Source organism: Pseudomonas sp. PME37.24/006 (assembly GCF_055556635.1).
In genome coordinates, this window is sequence record NZ_JBVHNL010000008.1 from 1 (window position 1) to 15,510 (window position 15,510).

12 protein-coding genes, 1 tRNA gene and 1 pseudogene are annotated in these 15,510 nt (G+C 56.6%); all 14 read left to right on the forward strand.

The features are described 5' to 3' along the window. Positions 1-105 (forward strand): EF-Tu C-terminal domain-related protein (locus tag ACZ3GY_RS23505; RefSeq protein ID WP_465912163.1); only part of this gene is annotated, 105 nt, incomplete at its 5' end. A 53-nt stretch (positions 106-158) separates the two neighbouring features. Next, positions 159-234 (forward strand) — tRNA-Trp (locus tag ACZ3GY_RS23510). A 43-nt stretch (positions 235-277) separates the two neighbouring features. After that, positions 278-646: a preprotein translocase subunit SecE gene (gene secE / locus ACZ3GY_RS23515; protein WP_225838153.1), complete on the forward strand. Its 369-nt coding sequence runs from the start codon at positions 278-280 to the stop codon at positions 644-646. 13 nt (positions 647-659) lie between these two features. Next, positions 660-1,193, forward strand: a complete 534-nt coding sequence (gene nusG / locus ACZ3GY_RS23520; protein ID WP_225838154.1) for a transcription termination/antitermination protein NusG — start codon at positions 660-662, stop codon at positions 1,191-1,193. Between the two features lie 116 nt (positions 1,194-1,309). Then, positions 1,310-1,741, forward strand: a complete 432-nt coding sequence (gene rplK, locus ACZ3GY_RS23525; RefSeq protein WP_025167734.1) for a 50S ribosomal protein L11 — start codon at positions 1,310-1,312, stop codon at positions 1,739-1,741. Continuing rightward, positions 1,741-2,436: a 50S ribosomal protein L1 gene (gene rplA / locus ACZ3GY_RS23530; protein WP_225838157.1), complete on the forward strand. Its 696-nt coding sequence runs from the start codon at positions 1,741-1,743 to the stop codon at positions 2,434-2,436. Before rplK ends, rplA begins: the two co-directional genes overlap by 1 nt. A 213-nt stretch (positions 2,437-2,649) precedes the next feature. Next, the gene (rplJ, locus tag ACZ3GY_RS23535) at positions 2,650-3,150 is read left to right on the forward strand and encodes a 50S ribosomal protein L10 (protein ID WP_225838159.1); all 501 of its coding nucleotides are present in this window, start codon (positions 2,650-2,652) and stop codon (positions 3,148-3,150) included. 77 nt (positions 3,151-3,227) lie between these two features. Further along, a complete protein-coding gene (gene rplL / locus ACZ3GY_RS23540) occupies positions 3,228-3,593 on the forward strand; it encodes a 50S ribosomal protein L7/L12 (protein ID WP_463572469.1) in 366 nt (121 codons plus the stop codon). Between the two features lie 220 nt (positions 3,594-3,813). Continuing rightward, a complete protein-coding gene (gene rpoB / locus ACZ3GY_RS23545; RefSeq protein WP_463562380.1) occupies positions 3,814-7,887 on the forward strand; it encodes a DNA-directed RNA polymerase subunit beta in 4,074 nt (1,357 codons plus the stop codon). A gap of 61 nt (positions 7,888-7,948) precedes the next feature. After that, positions 7,949-12,148: a DNA-directed RNA polymerase subunit beta' gene (rpoC, locus tag ACZ3GY_RS23550; protein ID WP_463562379.1), complete on the forward strand. Its 4,200-nt coding sequence runs from the start codon at positions 7,949-7,951 to the stop codon at positions 12,146-12,148. Between the two features lie 158 nt (positions 12,149-12,306). Next, the gene (gene rpsL / locus ACZ3GY_RS23555; protein ID WP_003186084.1) at positions 12,307-12,678 is read left to right on the forward strand and encodes a 30S ribosomal protein S12; all 372 of its coding nucleotides are present in this window, start codon (positions 12,307-12,309) and stop codon (positions 12,676-12,678) included. 117 nt (positions 12,679-12,795) lie between these two features. Then, the gene (rpsG, locus tag ACZ3GY_RS23560; RefSeq protein ID WP_002555493.1) at positions 12,796-13,266 is read left to right on the forward strand and encodes a 30S ribosomal protein S7; all 471 of its coding nucleotides are present in this window, start codon (positions 12,796-12,798) and stop codon (positions 13,264-13,266) included. Positions 13,267-13,296: 30 nt separating this feature from the next. Then, entirely contained in the window at positions 13,297-15,402 is a 2,106-nt protein-coding gene (gene fusA / locus ACZ3GY_RS23565) for an elongation factor G (RefSeq protein WP_465912162.1), read from the forward strand. 30 nt (positions 15,403-15,432) lie between these two features. Further along, positions 15,433-15,510, forward strand: a pseudogene (locus tag ACZ3GY_RS23570) (GTP-binding protein); the annotation flags it as partial.

Consider the following 15,510-nt stretch of genomic DNA (forward strand, 5'->3'; position numbering starts at 1 on the left):
GTCACTCTGATCAAAACCATCGCAATGGAAGAAGGTCTGCGTTTCGCCATTCGTGAAGGCGGTCGTACCGTCGGCGCCGGCGTCGTAGCAAAGATCATCGAATAATCGTTTGATCTGTCCCCGTCAGGCCGGCATAATGGTCGGCCTGATTTTGTATTAGGTCAGTAGCTCAATTGGCAGAGCGACGGTCTCCAAAACCGTAGGTTGGGGGTTCGATTCCCTCCTGACCTGCCATTTTCTAGTGAATTTGGCGTGTCTTCTCACAGGATCCTTGTTCATGAATGTTAAGTCTGAAGCCAAAGACTCTCGCTTCGATCTGCTTAAGTGGATTGTGGCGGCCCTGCTTGTGGTTGTAGGGGTGGTCGGTAATCAGTACTTCTCTGGTGAGCCGATTCTGTACCGTGTCGTTGCATTGCTGGTTCTGGCGGTAGCTGCTGCTGCTGTTGCCCTGCAGACGGCAAAAGGTCAGGCGTTTTTCGCACTGGTCAAAGAAGCCCGCGTCGAGATTCGCAAGGTTGTCTGGCCAAGTCGTCAGGAAACCACGCAAACCACGCTGATCGTCGTCCTAGTCGTGCTGGTCATGGCTTTGATGTTGTGGGGGCTCGATTCGCTCCTCGGTTGGCTTGTGTCGTTTATCGTAAGTTGAAATAGGATTTCCCGTGGCTAAGCGTTGGTACGTTGTGCATGCTTACTCGGGCTACGAGAAGCATGTAATGCGTTCGCTGATCGAGCGCGTAAAGTTCGCCGGAATGGAAGATGATTTCGGCGAGATTCTGGTTCCCACTGAAGAAGTGGTGGAAATGCGTAATGGCCAGAAGCGCAAGAGCGAGCGAAAGTTCTTTCCAGGTTATGTGTTAGTGCAGATGGAAATGAACGAGGCTACCTGGCACTTGATCAAAGATACCCCGCGCGTCATGGGGTTCATTGGCGGTACTGCCGATAAGCCTGCGCCTATCACTGAAAAAGAAGCTGACGCTATTCTGCGTCGTGTTGCCGATAATGGTGACAAGCCGAAGCCAAAAACCTTGTTCGAGCCGGGCGAGATGGTTCGTGTGGTCGATGGCCCGTTTGCTGATTTCAGTGGCGTCGTCGAAGAAGTGAATTACGAGAAAAGCCGTATCCAGGTGGCAGTGACCATTTTTGGTCGTTCAACACCGGTCGAGCTGGAGTTTAGTCAGGTCGAGAAGTCGTAACTGACAACCACATCCCATACCCCGCAGTCATAGACTGCGGGGTTTTGTTGTCACTGGGATAAACAGGCAATAACCGGGGAGCCGCGAGGCGCTAGAACCCGTAACTGGAGTAGCTAATGGCTAAGAAAATCACGGCTTATATCAAGCTGCAAGTAAAGGCCGCTCAGGCCAACCCGTCGCCACCCGTCGGCCCGGCTCTGGGTCAGCACGGCGTGAATATCATGGAATTCTGCAAGGCGTTCAACGCCAAGACTCAGGGCATGGAACCTGGTCTGCCGACTCCAGTGATCATCACTGTTTACAGCGACCGTAGCTTCACCTTTGAAACTAAGAGCACCCCAGCTTCCGTGCTGCTGAAAAAAGCAGCCGGTCTGACCAGCGGTTCGGCTCGTCCGAATACCGTCAAGGTCGGTACCGTTACTCGTGCCCAGCTCGAAGAGATCGCCAAGACCAAGCAGGCTGATCTGACTGCAGCTGATATGGATGCAGCCGTGCGTACTATCGCCGGTTCTGCTCGTAGCATGGGCCTCAACGTGGAGGGTGTGTAATGGCTAAGCTGACTAAGCGCCAAAAGGCTATCGCGGCCAAAGTAGAGCCGGGCAAGGCTTACAGCTTCGTCGAAGCTGCTGCTCTGCTGGCTGAAATCTCCGCTGTCAAGTTCTCCGAGTCCGTTGATATCGCTATCAATCTCGGTGTTGACCCGCGTAAATCAGATCAGGTTGTTCGTGGCGCTACCGTGCTGCCGAACGGCACTGGCAAAAGCGTTCGCGTTGCCGTGTTCACCCAGGGCCCGGGCGCTGAAGCTGCTCTGGCTGCCGGCGCTGACCGTGTAGGCATGGACGATCTGGCTGCTGAAATGAAAGCCGGCGACCTGAACTATGACGTGGTCATCGCCTCTCCGGATGCCATGCGTGTTGTTGGCCAGTTGGGTCAGGTTCTCGGCCCGCGCGGCCTGATGCCTAACCCGAAAGTCGGCACTGTGACTCCGGACGTTGCTACTGCAGTCAAGAATGCCAAGGCTGGTCAGGTGCGTTTCCGTACTGACAAGAACGGCATCATCCATAGCTCCGTTGGTAAGGTTGGCTTTGAAGCCGACAAGCTGAAGCAGAACGTGGAAGCACTGCTGGCCGATCTGAAGCGCCTGAAGCCTTCGACCTCGAAAGGCATCTACGTCAAGCGCGTGACCCTGAGCACCACTATGGGCCCGGGTCTGGTGATTGACCAAGGTTCGCTGGACGCTTAATGAATGACTGCAGGCGCATGTAGTGCGCCTGCAGCGAAAAAATTGGGGTCCCTGCCTGGCGGGGGCTATCCAAGACCGTAGGGGGCGCAAGCCTCAAACCCGAAGAGCAATCTTCAACCCTACGCAGATGGTGCTCCCGATTCTTACCGAATCAGACACCAAAACGCCGTCCGGCCTTGGTCGGGCGAAACGGTAACATCCAGGAGTAAACCCGTGGCAATTAAACTCGAAGACAAGAAGGCCATCGTCGCTGAAGTCAACGAGGCTGCCAAAGCTGCCCTGTCTGCTGTTGTGGCTGATGCCCGCGGCGTGACCGTAAGCGCTATGACCGGACTCCGTAAAGAGGCCCGCGCATCTGGTGTGTACGTACGTGTTGTACGTAATACCCTGCTGCGCCGCGCTGTTGAAGGCACTCAGTATGATGTGCTCAACGACGTGTTCAAAGGCCCGACCCTGATTGCTTTCTCCAACGAACATCCGGGCGCTGCTGCCCGTATCTTCAAAGAGTTCGCCAAGGGTCAGGACAAGTTCGAGATCAAGGCAGCTGCGTTCGAGGGTCAGTTCCTCGCAGCCAATCAGATCGACGTACTGGCAACTCTGCCGACTTATGACGAAGCCATTTCCCAGCTGATGAGCGTGATTCAAGGCGCTACCAGCAAACTGGCTCGTACTTTGGCGGCCGTTCGCGATCAGAAAGAAGCCGCCGCCGCTTAAGGCACGCCATTCTTTCTCACGCTATTTGTTTAATTTGACGGTCGCGAAGGCTGTCCCCCAATACAGGAATTAGAGTCATGGCTCTGTCTAACGAAGACATCATCGAAGCAATCGGCCAGAAAACCGTTCTGGAAGTTGTTGAACTGATCAAAGCAATGGAAGAGAAGTTTGGCGTTACTGCCGCTGCTGCTTCCGCTGGTCCAGCTGCTGTTGCTGCTGTTGCCGAAGAGCAAACCGAGTTCAACGTCATCCTGACCGAAGCTGGCGAGAAGAAAGTGAACGTCATCAAGGCTGTTCGCGAACTGACCGGTCTGGGTCTGAAAGAAGCTAAAGCAGTTGTTGACGGCGCTCCTGGCGTGGTCAAAGAAGGCGTGTCGAAAGACGAAGCCGAAGCTGCCAAAAAGGTTCTGGAAGAAGCAGGCGCCAAAGTCGAGCTCAAGTAAGCGACGACATTGCGTCTACAGCCCGCGCGAATCGCATAAGGCTGACGGCTGGTGGCTCTTGCCACCGGCCTTTTTCCGTTCTAACTCGGCTCTTCGGTAGCCCAGGCTTGGAACGTGAAAAACCCACCAACGAGGTGGAGCAAACCTAGGGTTTGCACGAGTTTCTGGCTGCTCCCGTCGGAGAAGCCAAATAAGCAGGTGACCAAGCTGGGGAACGCTGATGGCTTACTCATATACTGAGAAAAAACGTATCCGCAAGGACTTTAGCAAGTTGCCGGATGTCATGGATGTGCCTTACCTCCTGGCCATTCAGCTGGATTCGTACCGCGAATTCCTGCAGCAAGGCGCGAGCAAGGAACAGTTCCGCGACATCGGCCTGCATGCGGCCTTCAAATCTGTATTTCCGATCATCAGCTACTCCGGCAACGCTGCCCTGGAATACGTCGGCTATCGTCTCGGCGATCCAGCCTTTGATGTCAAAGAGTGCACGCTGCGTGGCGTGACCTATGCCGTCCCGCTGCGTGTAAAAGTGCGCCTGATCATTTTCGACAAAGAGTCGTCGAACAAAGCGATCAAGGACATTAAAGAGCAGGAAGTGTACATGGGCGAAATTCCGCTCATGACTGAGAACGGTACCTTCGTCATCAACGGTACCGAGCGGGTGATCGTTTCCCAGCTGCACCGTTCCCCAGGTGTGTTCTTCGACCACGACCGTGGCAAGACTCACAGTTCGGGCAAGCTGCTGTATTCCGCTCGCATCATTCCTTACCGCGGCTCCTGGTTGGACTTCGAGTTCGATCCTAAGGATGCGGTATTCGTGCGTATCGACCGCCGCCGCAAACTGCCGGCTTCGGTTCTGCTGCGTGCGCTGGGCTATAGCACTGAAGAAGTGCTGGATGCTTTCTATACCACCAACGTTTTCCATGTAAAAGGCGAAGGCCTGAGCCTGGAACTCGTTCCGCATCGCCTGCGCGGTGAAATCGCCAGCCAGGACATCCTGGATGGCGCTGGCAAGGTGATTGTCGAGCAGGGTCGTCGTATCACCGCTCGCCACATCAACCAGTTGGACAAGGCCGGTATCAAAGAGCTGGACGTGCCGTTCGACTACCTGATCGGCCGCACCAGCGCCAAGGCGATCGTGCACCCGGCTACCGGTGAGATCCTCTGCGAGTGCAATACCGAGCTGTCGGTCGAGCTGCTGGCCAAGATCGCCAAGGCTCAGGTCGTCCGTATCGAGACCCTGTACACCAACGACATCGACTGTGGCCCGTTCATCAGTGACACGCTGAAGATCGACAGCACCACCAATCAGCTGGAAGCGCTGGTCGAGATCTACCGCATGATGCGTCCAGGCGAGCCACCTACCAAGGATGCCGCTGAAACGCTGTTCAACAACCTGTTCTTCAGCCCTGAGCGCTATGACCTGTCTGCGGTCGGCCGGATGAAGTTCAACCGTCGTATCGGTCGTACCGAGATCGAAGGTTCGGGCGTGTTGTGCAAAGAAGACATCGTTGCCGTTCTGAAGACGCTGGTCGATATCCGTAACGGCAAGGGCATCGTCGATGACATCGACCACCTGGGTAACCGCCGTGTACGCTGCGTCGGTGAGATGGCCGAGAATCAGTTCCGCGTTGGTCTGGTACGCGTTGAGCGTGCGGTCAAAGAGCGTCTGTCGATGGCCGAAAGCGAAGGCCTGATGCCGCAGGATCTGATCAACGCCAAGCCGGTTGCGGCGGCGGTGAAAGAGTTCTTCGGTTCCAGCCAGCTTTCCCAGTTCATGGACCAGAACAACCCGCTCTCCGAGATCACCCACAAGCGCCGTGTTTCGGCTCTTGGCCCAGGCGGTCTGACCCGTGAGCGCGCAGGCTTCGAAGTCCGCGACGTACACCCGACCCACTACGGCCGTGTGTGCCCGATCGAAACGCCGGAAGGCCCGAACATCGGTCTGATCAACTCCCTGGCAGCCTATGCCCGCACCAACCAGTATGGCTTCCTGGAAAGCCCATACCGCGTTGTTCAGGAAGGCAAGGTTACCGACGAGATCGTGTTCCTGTCCGCTATCGAAGAGGCTGACCACGTTATCGCCCAGGCATCGGCGACCCTGAATGACAAAGGTCAGCTGATCGACGAACTGGTAGCTGTTCGTCACCTCAACGAGTTCACCGTCAAGGCGCCGGAAGACGTCACCTTGATGGACGTTTCGCCGAAGCAGGTTGTTTCGGTTGCAGCGTCGCTGATCCCGTTCCTGGAACACGATGACGCCAACCGTGCGTTGATGGGTTCCAACATGCAGCGTCAGGCTGTACCCACCCTGCGTGCTGACAAGCCGCTGGTTGGTACCGGCATGGAGCGCAACGTAGCGCGCGACTCGGGCGTTTGCGTCGTGGCTCGCCGCGGTGGCGTGATCGACTCCGTCGATGCCAGCCGTATCGTGGTTCGCGTTGCCAACGATGAAGTCGAAACTGGTGAAGCTGGTGTCGACATCTACAACCTGACCAAATACACCCGCTCCAACCAGAACACCTGCATCAACCAGCGTCCGCTGGTGAAGAAGGGTGATGTGGTGGTGCGTAGCGACATCATGGCTGACGGCCCGTCCACCGACATGGGTGAACTGGCGCTGGGTCAGAACATGCGCGTCGCGTTCATGCCGTGGAACGGTTACAACTTCGAAGACTCCATCCTGCTCTCCGAGCGCGTGGTTCAGGAAGACCGCTTCACCACGATCCACATCCAGGAACTGACCTGTGTGGCGCGTGACACCAAGCTCGGCCCAGAGGAAATCTCTGCGGACATCCCGAACGTCGGTGAAGCTGCACTGAACAAGCTCGACGAAGCCGGTATCGTCTACGTTGGTGCTGAAGTTGGCCCTGGCGACATTCTGGTTGGCAAGGTAACGCCGAAGGGCGAAACCCAGCTGACGCCAGAAGAGAAGCTGCTGCGTGCGATCTTCGGTGAGAAGGCCAGCGACGTTAAGGACACCTCCCTGCGCGTGCCGACCGGCACCAAAGGTACTGTCATCGACGTACAGGTCTTCACCCGTGACGGCGTCGAGCGTGATGCTCGTGCTCTGTCGATCGAGAAGAGCCAGCTGGACGAGATCCGCAAGGATCTGAACGAAGAGTTCCGCATCGTCGAAGGCGCGACCTTCGAGCGTCTGCGTGCCGCTCTGGTTGGCAAGGTCGCCGAAGGCGGCGCTGGCCTGAAGAAAGGTGCTGCGATCACTGACGAAGTGCTCGACGGTCTGGAGCGTGGCCAGTGGTTCAAGCTGCGCATGGCTGAAGATGCACTGAACGAGCAGTTGGAAAAGGCTCAGGCCTACATCTCCGACCGCCGTCAGCTGCTCGACGACAAGTTCGAAGACAAGAAGCGCAAGCTGCAGCAGGGCGATGACCTGGCTCCAGGCGTACTGAAGATCGTCAAGGTCTACCTGGCAATCCGTCGTCGCATCCAGCCGGGTGACAAGATGGCCGGTCGTCACGGTAACAAGGGTGTGGTCTCGGTGATCATGCCGGTCGAAGACATGCCGCATGACGTGCATGGCACGCCGGTCGACATCGTCCTCAACCCGTTGGGCGTACCGTCGCGTATGAACGTCGGTCAGATCCTCGAAACCCACCTGGGCCTCGCGGCCAAAGGGTTGGGCGAGAAGATCAACCGTATGCTCGAAGAGCAACGCAAGGTCGCTGAGCTGCGTAAGTTCCTGCACGAGATCTACAACGAGATCGGCGGTCGCAACGAACAGCTGGACACTTTCTCGGATCAGGAAATTCTGGATCTGGCGAAGAACCTGCGTGGTGGCGTGCCAATGGCGACGCCGGTATTCGACGGCGCCAAGGAAAGCGAAATCAAGGCCATGCTGAAACTGGCAGATCTGCCAGAAAGCGGTCAGATGCAGCTTATCGACGGGCGTACCGGCAACCAGTTCGAACGTACGACCACTGTTGGTTACATGTACATGCTGAAACTGAACCACCTGGTGGACGACAAGATGCACGCGCGTTCCACGGGTTCCTACAGCCTGGTTACTCAGCAGCCGCTGGGTGGTAAGGCGCAGTTCGGTGGTCAGCGCTTCGGGGAGATGGAGGTCTGGGCTTTGGAAGCTTACGGCGCCGCCTACACCCTGCAGGAAATGTTGACCGTCAAGTCGGACGACGTGAACGGCCGTACCAAGATGTACAAGAACATCGTGGATGGCGATCACCGCATGGAGCCGGGCATGCCCGAGTCCTTCAACGTGTTGATCAAAGAGATCCGTTCGCTCGGTATCGATATCGATCTGGAAACCGAATAACACGACGTGAATCGGCAGCGGGGCTTTATGCCCGCTGCCTGCTCCGCCAGGAGGAAAGGCCTTGAAAGACCTACTGAATTTGCTGAAAAACCAGGGTCAAGTCGAAGAATTCGACGCCATCCGCATTGCATTGGCTTCGCCGGAGATGATCCGTTCGTGGTCGTTCGGTGAAGTTAAAAAGCCGGAAACCATCAACTACCGTACGTTCAAGCCCGAGCGTGACGGCCTGTTCTGCGCCAAGATCTTTGGCCCGGTAAAGGACTACGAGTGCCTGTGCGGTAAGTACAAGCGCCTGAAGCACCGTGGTGTGATTTGCGAGAAGTGCGGTGTTGAAGTCGCGCTGGCCAAGGTTCGTCGTGAGCGCATGGCGCACATCGAACTGGCTTCGCCGGTTGCTCACATCTGGTTCCTGAAGTCCCTGCCGAGCCGTATTGGTTTGCTGATGGACATGACCCTGCGTGATATCGAACGCGTTCTCTACTTCGAGAGCTATGTCGTTATCGATCCAGGCATGACCACCCTCGAAAAAGGTCAGCTGCTGAACGACGAGCAGTATTTCGAAGCGCTGGAGGAGTTCGGTGATGACTTCGACGCCCGTATGGGTGCTGAGGCTGTTCGCGAGCTGCTTCACGCTATTGATCTGGAGCACGAGATTGGTCGTCTGCGCGAAGAGATTCCGCAAACCAACTCGGAAACCAAGATCAAGAAGCTGTCCAAGCGTCTGAAACTGATGGAAGCGTTCCTCGGCTCGGGCAACCTGCCTGAGTGGATGGTGCTGACCGTTCTGCCGGTTCTGCCGCCAGACCTGCGTCCGCTGGTACCGTTGGACGGTGGTCGTTTTGCGACCTCTGACCTCAACGATCTGTATCGCCGCGTTATCAACCGTAACAACCGCTTGAAGCGCCTGCTCGATCTGTCCGCTCCGGACATCATCGTGCGCAACGAAAAGCGTATGTTGCAGGAAGCTGTCGATGCACTGCTCGACAACGGTCGTCGTGGTCGCGCTATCACCGGTTCGAACAAGCGTCCTCTGAAATCCCTGGCTGACATGATCAAGGGTAAGCAGGGTCGTTTCCGTCAGAACTTGCTCGGTAAGCGTGTTGACTACTCCGGTCGTTCGGTAATTACCGTAGGCCCGACTCTGCGTCTGCACCAGTGCGGTCTGCCGAAGAAGATGGCACTCGAGCTGTTCAAGCCATTCATCTTCGGCAAGCTGGAAATGCGCGGTCTCGCGACCACCATCAAAGCGGCCAAGAAAATGGTCGAGCGCGAACTGCCAGAGGTTTGGGACGTTCTCGCTGAAGTGATCCGTGAGCACCCGGTTCTCCTCAACCGTGCACCGACCCTTCACCGTCTGGGCATCCAGGCGTTTGAACCAGTACTGATCGAAGGTAAGGCTATCCAGCTGCACCCGCTGGTCTGTGCTGCGTACAACGCCGACTTCGACGGCGACCAAATGGCCGTGCACGTACCGCTGACACTGGAAGCCCAGTTGGAAGCGCGCGCGTTGATGATGTCGACCAACAACATTCTGTCGCCAGCCAACGGTGAGCCAATCATCGTTCCGTCGCAGGACGTTGTATTGGGTCTGTACTACATGACCCGTGAGGCGATCAACGCCAAAGGCGAAGGCCGTGTATTCGCAGATCTGCAGGAAGTTGACCGGGTTTTCCGTGGTGGTCAGGCGTCGCTGCATGCTCGCGTAAAAGTTCGCATCAACGAAGTGATCAAAGACCGCGACGGCAGCATCACCAAGAACACCCGTATTGTCGACACCACTGTCGGCCGTGCGCTGTTGTTCCAAATCGTGCCGGCTGGCCTGTCTTATGACGTGGTCAACCACTCGATGAAGAAGAAGGCCATCTCCAAGCTCATCAACCAGTGCTACCGCACCGTTGGCTTGAAAGACACGGTGATCTTCGCTGACCAGTTGATGTACACCGGTTTCGCCTACTCGACCATCTCGGGTGTGTCGATTGGTGTCAACGACTTCGTTATCCCGGATGAGAAGGCGCACATCATTGACGCCGCCACCGAGGAAGTTAAAGAGATCGAATCGCAGTACGCCTCCGGCCTGGTAACTCAGGGCGAGAAGTACAACAAAGTGATCGACCTCTGGTCCAAGGCTAACGACGAAGTGTCCAAAGCGATGATGTCGAACCTCTCGAAAGAGAAGGTTATCGACCGCGATGGCAAAGAAGTCGAGCAAGAATCCTTCAACTCGATGTACATGATGGCCGACTCTGGTGCGCGGGGTTCTGCTGCGCAGATCCGTCAGTTGGCCGGTATGCGTGGTCTGATGGCCAAGCCGGACGGCTCGATCATCGAAACGCCGATTACTGCGAACTTCCGTGAAGGTCTGTCGGTACTTCAGTACTTCATCTCCACTCACGGTGCGCGTAAAGGTTTGGCGGATACCGCACTGAAAACCGCGAACTCCGGTTACCTGACTCGTCGTCTCGTCGACGTGGCCCAGGATCTGGTAGTGACCGAGGTCGATTGCGGCACTGAGCAGGGTCTTTACATGACTCCGCACATTGAAGGCGGCGACGTCGTCGAGCCGCTCGGTGAGCGCGTACTGGGCCGTGTCATTGCCCGAGACGTGTTCAAGCCTGGCACCGAAGAAGTCATCGTCCCGGCCGGCACCTTGGTCGACGAGCAGTGGGTCGAGTTCATCGAACTGAACAGCATCGACGAAGTGGTCGTGCGTTCGCCGATCAGCTGTGAAACCCGCTATGGCATCTGCGCCAAGTGCTACGGTCGCGACCTGGCTCGTGGTCATCAGATCAACATCGGTGAAGCAGTCGGCGTCATCGCTGCACAGTCGATCGGTGAGCCGGGTACCCAGCTGACCATGCGTACGTTCCACATCGGTGGTGCGGCAAGCCGGACTTCGGCTGCCGACAGCGTACAGGTGAAGAACGGCGGTGCGGTTCGTCTGCACAACCTGAAGCACGTTGAGCGTCTGGACGGTAACCTGATCGCGGTATCGCGTTCCGGTGAGTTGGCCATCGCTGACGAGTTCGGTCGCGAGCGCGAGCGCTACAAGCTGCCGTACGGTGCGGTCATTTCCGTCAAGGAAGGCGACAAGGTCGACGCTGGCGCCATCGTCGCCAAGTGGGATCCGCACACCCACCCGATCGTTACCGAGATGAAAGGTACCGTCACCTTCGTAGGTATGGAGGACGGCATCACCATCAAGCGTCAGACCGACGAGTTGACCGGTTTGACCAACATCGAAGTTCTCGATGCCAAGGATCGTCCGGTTGCTGGCAAGGACATCCGTCCGGCCGTGAAGCTGGTTGATGCCAACGGCAAGGATCTGCTGCTGCCAGGTACTGACGTACCAGCACAGTACTTCCTGCCTGCTAACGCCCTTGTTGGTGTGGCAGACGGTGCTCAGGTTGCGGTCGGTGACGTTATCGCCCGTATCCCGCAAGAAACTTCGAAGACCCGTGACATCACCGGTGGTCTGCCGCGCGTTGCTGACTTGTTCGAAGCGCGTCGTCCGAAAGAAGCGTCGATTCTGGCGGAGATCAGCGGCACCATCGCGTTCGGTAAAGAGACCAAAGGCAAGCGCCGCTTGGTCATTACGCCGACCGATGGCAGTGATCCGTACGAAGAGCTGATCCCGAAATGGCGTCACCTGAACGTGTTCGAAGGTGAGCAGGTCAACAAGGGTGAAGTTATCTCCGACGGTCCGAGCGATCCGCATGACATCCTGCGTCTGCTGGGTGTCAGCGCCTTGGCCAAGTACATCGTCAACGAGATCCAGGACGTTTATCGCCTGCAAGGCGTGAAGATCAACGACAAGCACATCGAGACCATCCTGCGCCAGATGCTGCGCAAGGTCGAGATCGCCGAGTCGGGGGATTCCACCTTCATCAAGGGCGACCAGATGGAGCTGACCCACGTACTGGGCGAGAACGAGCGTCTGTCCGAACAGGACAAGTTCATCGCCAAGTATTCCCGCGTACTGCTGGGTATCACCAAGGCGTCGCTGTCCACCGAGTCGTTCATCTCGGCGGCATCCTTCCAGGAAACCACTCGCGTCCTCACCGAGGCCGCGGTTACTGGCAAGCGCGACTTCCTGCGTGGCCTGAAGGAGAACGTGGTCGTGGGTCGTCTGATCCCGGCAGGTACCGGCCTTGCTTACCACAGTGAGCGCAAACGTCGTCGCGAGGCTGACAAGCCTGTGCGTGTGAGCGCGAGCGAAGTGGAAGCGGCGCTGACCGAAGCGTTGAACTCCAGCGAAAATTGAGAGCGAGCCCTGACTGCTTGGCAGTCGGGGCCCGTGTCTTGACTAGGGGGGCGAGTCTCTTTAGACTCATGCACCCCTAAATATGGCAGGGCATAAGCCCTGCCATTTATTTATGGTGTAAATAAATAGCGTCGAAAGACGGACAGTGGAGCTAGTAGATGGCAACTATCAACCAGCTGGTGCGTCAGCCGCGCAAGCGTATCGTCGAGAAATCCGACGTACCTGCGCTGCAGAACTGCCCCCAGCGTCGTGGCGTATGCACTCGTGTGTATACCACCACGCCGAAAAAACCTAACTCGGCACTGCGTAAAGTTTGCCGTGTTCGCCTGACCAACGGTTTCGAGGTTTCCTCGTACATCGGCGGTGAAGGCCACAACCTGCAAGAGCACAGCGTCGTGCTGATCCGTGGCGGTCGTGTAAAAGACTTGCCAGGTGTGCGTTATCACACCGTTCGCGGCTCGCTGGACACCTCGGGTGTCAAAGGCCGTAACCAGGGTCGTTCGAAGTACGGTACCAAGCGTCCGAAGTAATCGGCCGTCGGTACTGAATGCAGTTTCTAATTTTATTGAGTCGATAAGAGTAAGGTCGGGCGTAACCTGATGGTTACAGTTCCGGGCTAACCTGAAGACCGTTTGAGGGCTTATCAAATGCCAAGACGTCGTGTAGCAGCCAAGCGCGAAGTGCTTGACGATCCAAAATACGGAAGCCAAATCCTGGCCAAGTTCATGAACCACGTGATGGAAAGCGGCAAGAAAGCCGTTGCCGAGCGTATCGTTTATGGCGCCCTGGAGAAGGTTAAAGAGCGTAAGAACAGCGATCCCCTGGAAATCTTCGAGAAAGCTCTCGACGCCATCGCTCCGCTGGTCGAAGTGAAGTCGCGCCGTGTAGGCGGTGCTACTTACCAGGTTCCGGTCGAAGTTCGTCCGTCCCGTCGTAACGCCCTGGCCATGCGCTGGTTGGTGGATTTCGCCCGTAAGCGTGGCGAGAAATCCATGGCCCTGCGTTTGGCTGGTGAACTGTTGGATGCTGCAGAAGGCAAAGGTGCTGCAGTTAAGAAGCGTGAAGACGTGCACCGTATGGCTGAAGCCAACAAGGCTTTCTCGCACTACCGCTTCTAATTTTAGCGTCACTCAATTTGCGAGGGCTTTATGGCTCGTACTACACCGATTAATCGCTACCGTAACATCGGTATCGTGGCTCACGTGGATGCTGGTAAAACCACTACCACCGAGCGCGTCCTTTTTTACACCGGCAAAAGCCACAAAATGGGCGAGGTGCATGATGGCGCCGCGACCACAGACTGGATGGTGCAGGAGCAGGAGCGTGGTATTACTATCACTTCCGCTGCTATCACCGCCTTCTGGAAAGGCTCCGAGAAGCAGTACAAGGACGAGCACCGCTTCAACGTCATCGATACCCCCGGGCACGTAGACTTCACCATTGAAGTTGAGCGTTCTCTGCGCGTACTCGACGGCGCGGTCGTTGTGTTCTGCGGTACCTCGGGCGTTGAGCCTCAGTCGGAAACCGTATGGCGTCAAGCCAACAAGTACGGCGTTCCGCGTCTTGTTTACGTGAACAAGATGGACCGTGCCGGTGCAGACTTCCTGCGCGTTATCGGTCAGATCAAACAGCGTCTGGGTCACACTCCGGTGCCGATTCAGTTGGCTATCGGCTCGGAAGATAACTTCCAGGGTCAGATCGATCTGATCAACATGCAGGCTGTGTACTGGAACGATTCCGACAAGGGCATGGTTCCTGTTCGCAAGGACATCCCTGCCGAGTTGCTGGAAGAGGCCGAGAAATGGCGCGGCAACATGGTAGAAGCTGCGGCTGAAGCCAACGAAGAGCTGATGAACAAGTACCTCGAAGGTGAGGAACTCACCAACGAGGAAATCAAGGCCGCTCTGCGTCAGCGTACTATTGCTGGTGAGATCGTTCTGGCTGTTTGCGGTTCTTCGTTCAAGAACAAGGGTGTTCCCCTGGTTCTCGACGCCGTTATCGACTTCCTGCCTGCGCCTACCGACATTCCTGCTATCAAGGGTTCCAACCCTGATAACGAGGAAGAAGAGATGGAGCGTCATGCGGACGACAGCGAGCCGTTCTCGGCTCTGGCGTTCAAGATCGCTACCGACCCATTCGTGGGTACCCTGACCTTCGTCCGCGTTTACTCGGGCGTGTTGGCATCCGGCGACGGCGTGATCAACTCGGTCAAAGGCAAGAAAGAGCGTGTGGGTCGTATGGTGCAGATGCACGCAAACGCCCGCGAAGAGATCAAAGAAGTACGCGCTGGCGACATCGCTGCTCTGATCGGCATGAAGGACGTCACTACTGGTGAGACTCTGTGCAACGCTGACAAACCAATCATCCTGGTTCGCATGGACTTCCCGGAGCCGGTTATTTCGGTTGCCGTAGAGCCCAAGACCAAGGATGACCAGGAAAAAATGGGTATCGCTCTGGGCAAACTTGCTCAGGAAGACCCGTCTTTCCGCGTCAAGACCGACGAAGAGACTGGTCAAACGATCATCTCTGGCATGGGCGAGCTGCACTTGGACATCCTGGTTGACCGGATGCGCCGTGAGTTCAACGTCGAAGCCAACATCGGTAAGCCTCAGGTTTCCTATCGTGAGCGCATCACGAAGAACTGTGAAATCGAAGGCAAGTTCGTGCGTCAGTCCGGTGGTCGTGGTCAGTTCGGTCACTGCTGGATCCGTTTTGCGCCTGCTGATGAAGGTCAGGAAGGTCTGCAGTTCGTGAACGAAGTAGTGGGCGGTGTGATTCCGAAGGAATACATTCCGGCTATCCAGAAGGGTATCGAAGAGCAGATGAAGAACGGCGTCGTTGCCGGCTATCCGCTGATCGGCCTGAAGGCTACCGTGTACGATGGCTCTTACCACGACGTCGACTCCAACGAGATGGCGTTCAAGGTGGCTGCTTCCATGGCGACCAAGCAACTGGCCCAGAAGGGTGGTGGTGAGTTGCTCGAGCCGATCATGGCGGTAGAGGTTGTTACCCCTGAAGACTACATGGGTGACGTGATGGGCGACCTTAACCGCCGTCGCGGCATGATCCTCGGTATGGAAGACACGATCTCCGGTAAGGTTATTCGTGCTGAAGTTCCGCTGGGCGAGATGTTCGGTTATGCGACCGACGTCCGTTCCATGTCTCAGGGTCGCGCAAGCTACTCTATGGAATTCAAAAAATACAATACAGCTCCGTCGCACATCGTCGAGTCTGTAACCAAAAAACAAGGCTGATTCAGCCCTTTAGGCAAGGAGTTAATTGTCGTGGCTAAAGAAAAATTTGAACGTAGCAAACCTCACGTCAACGTTGGCACTATCGGTCACGTTGACCATGGTAAAACC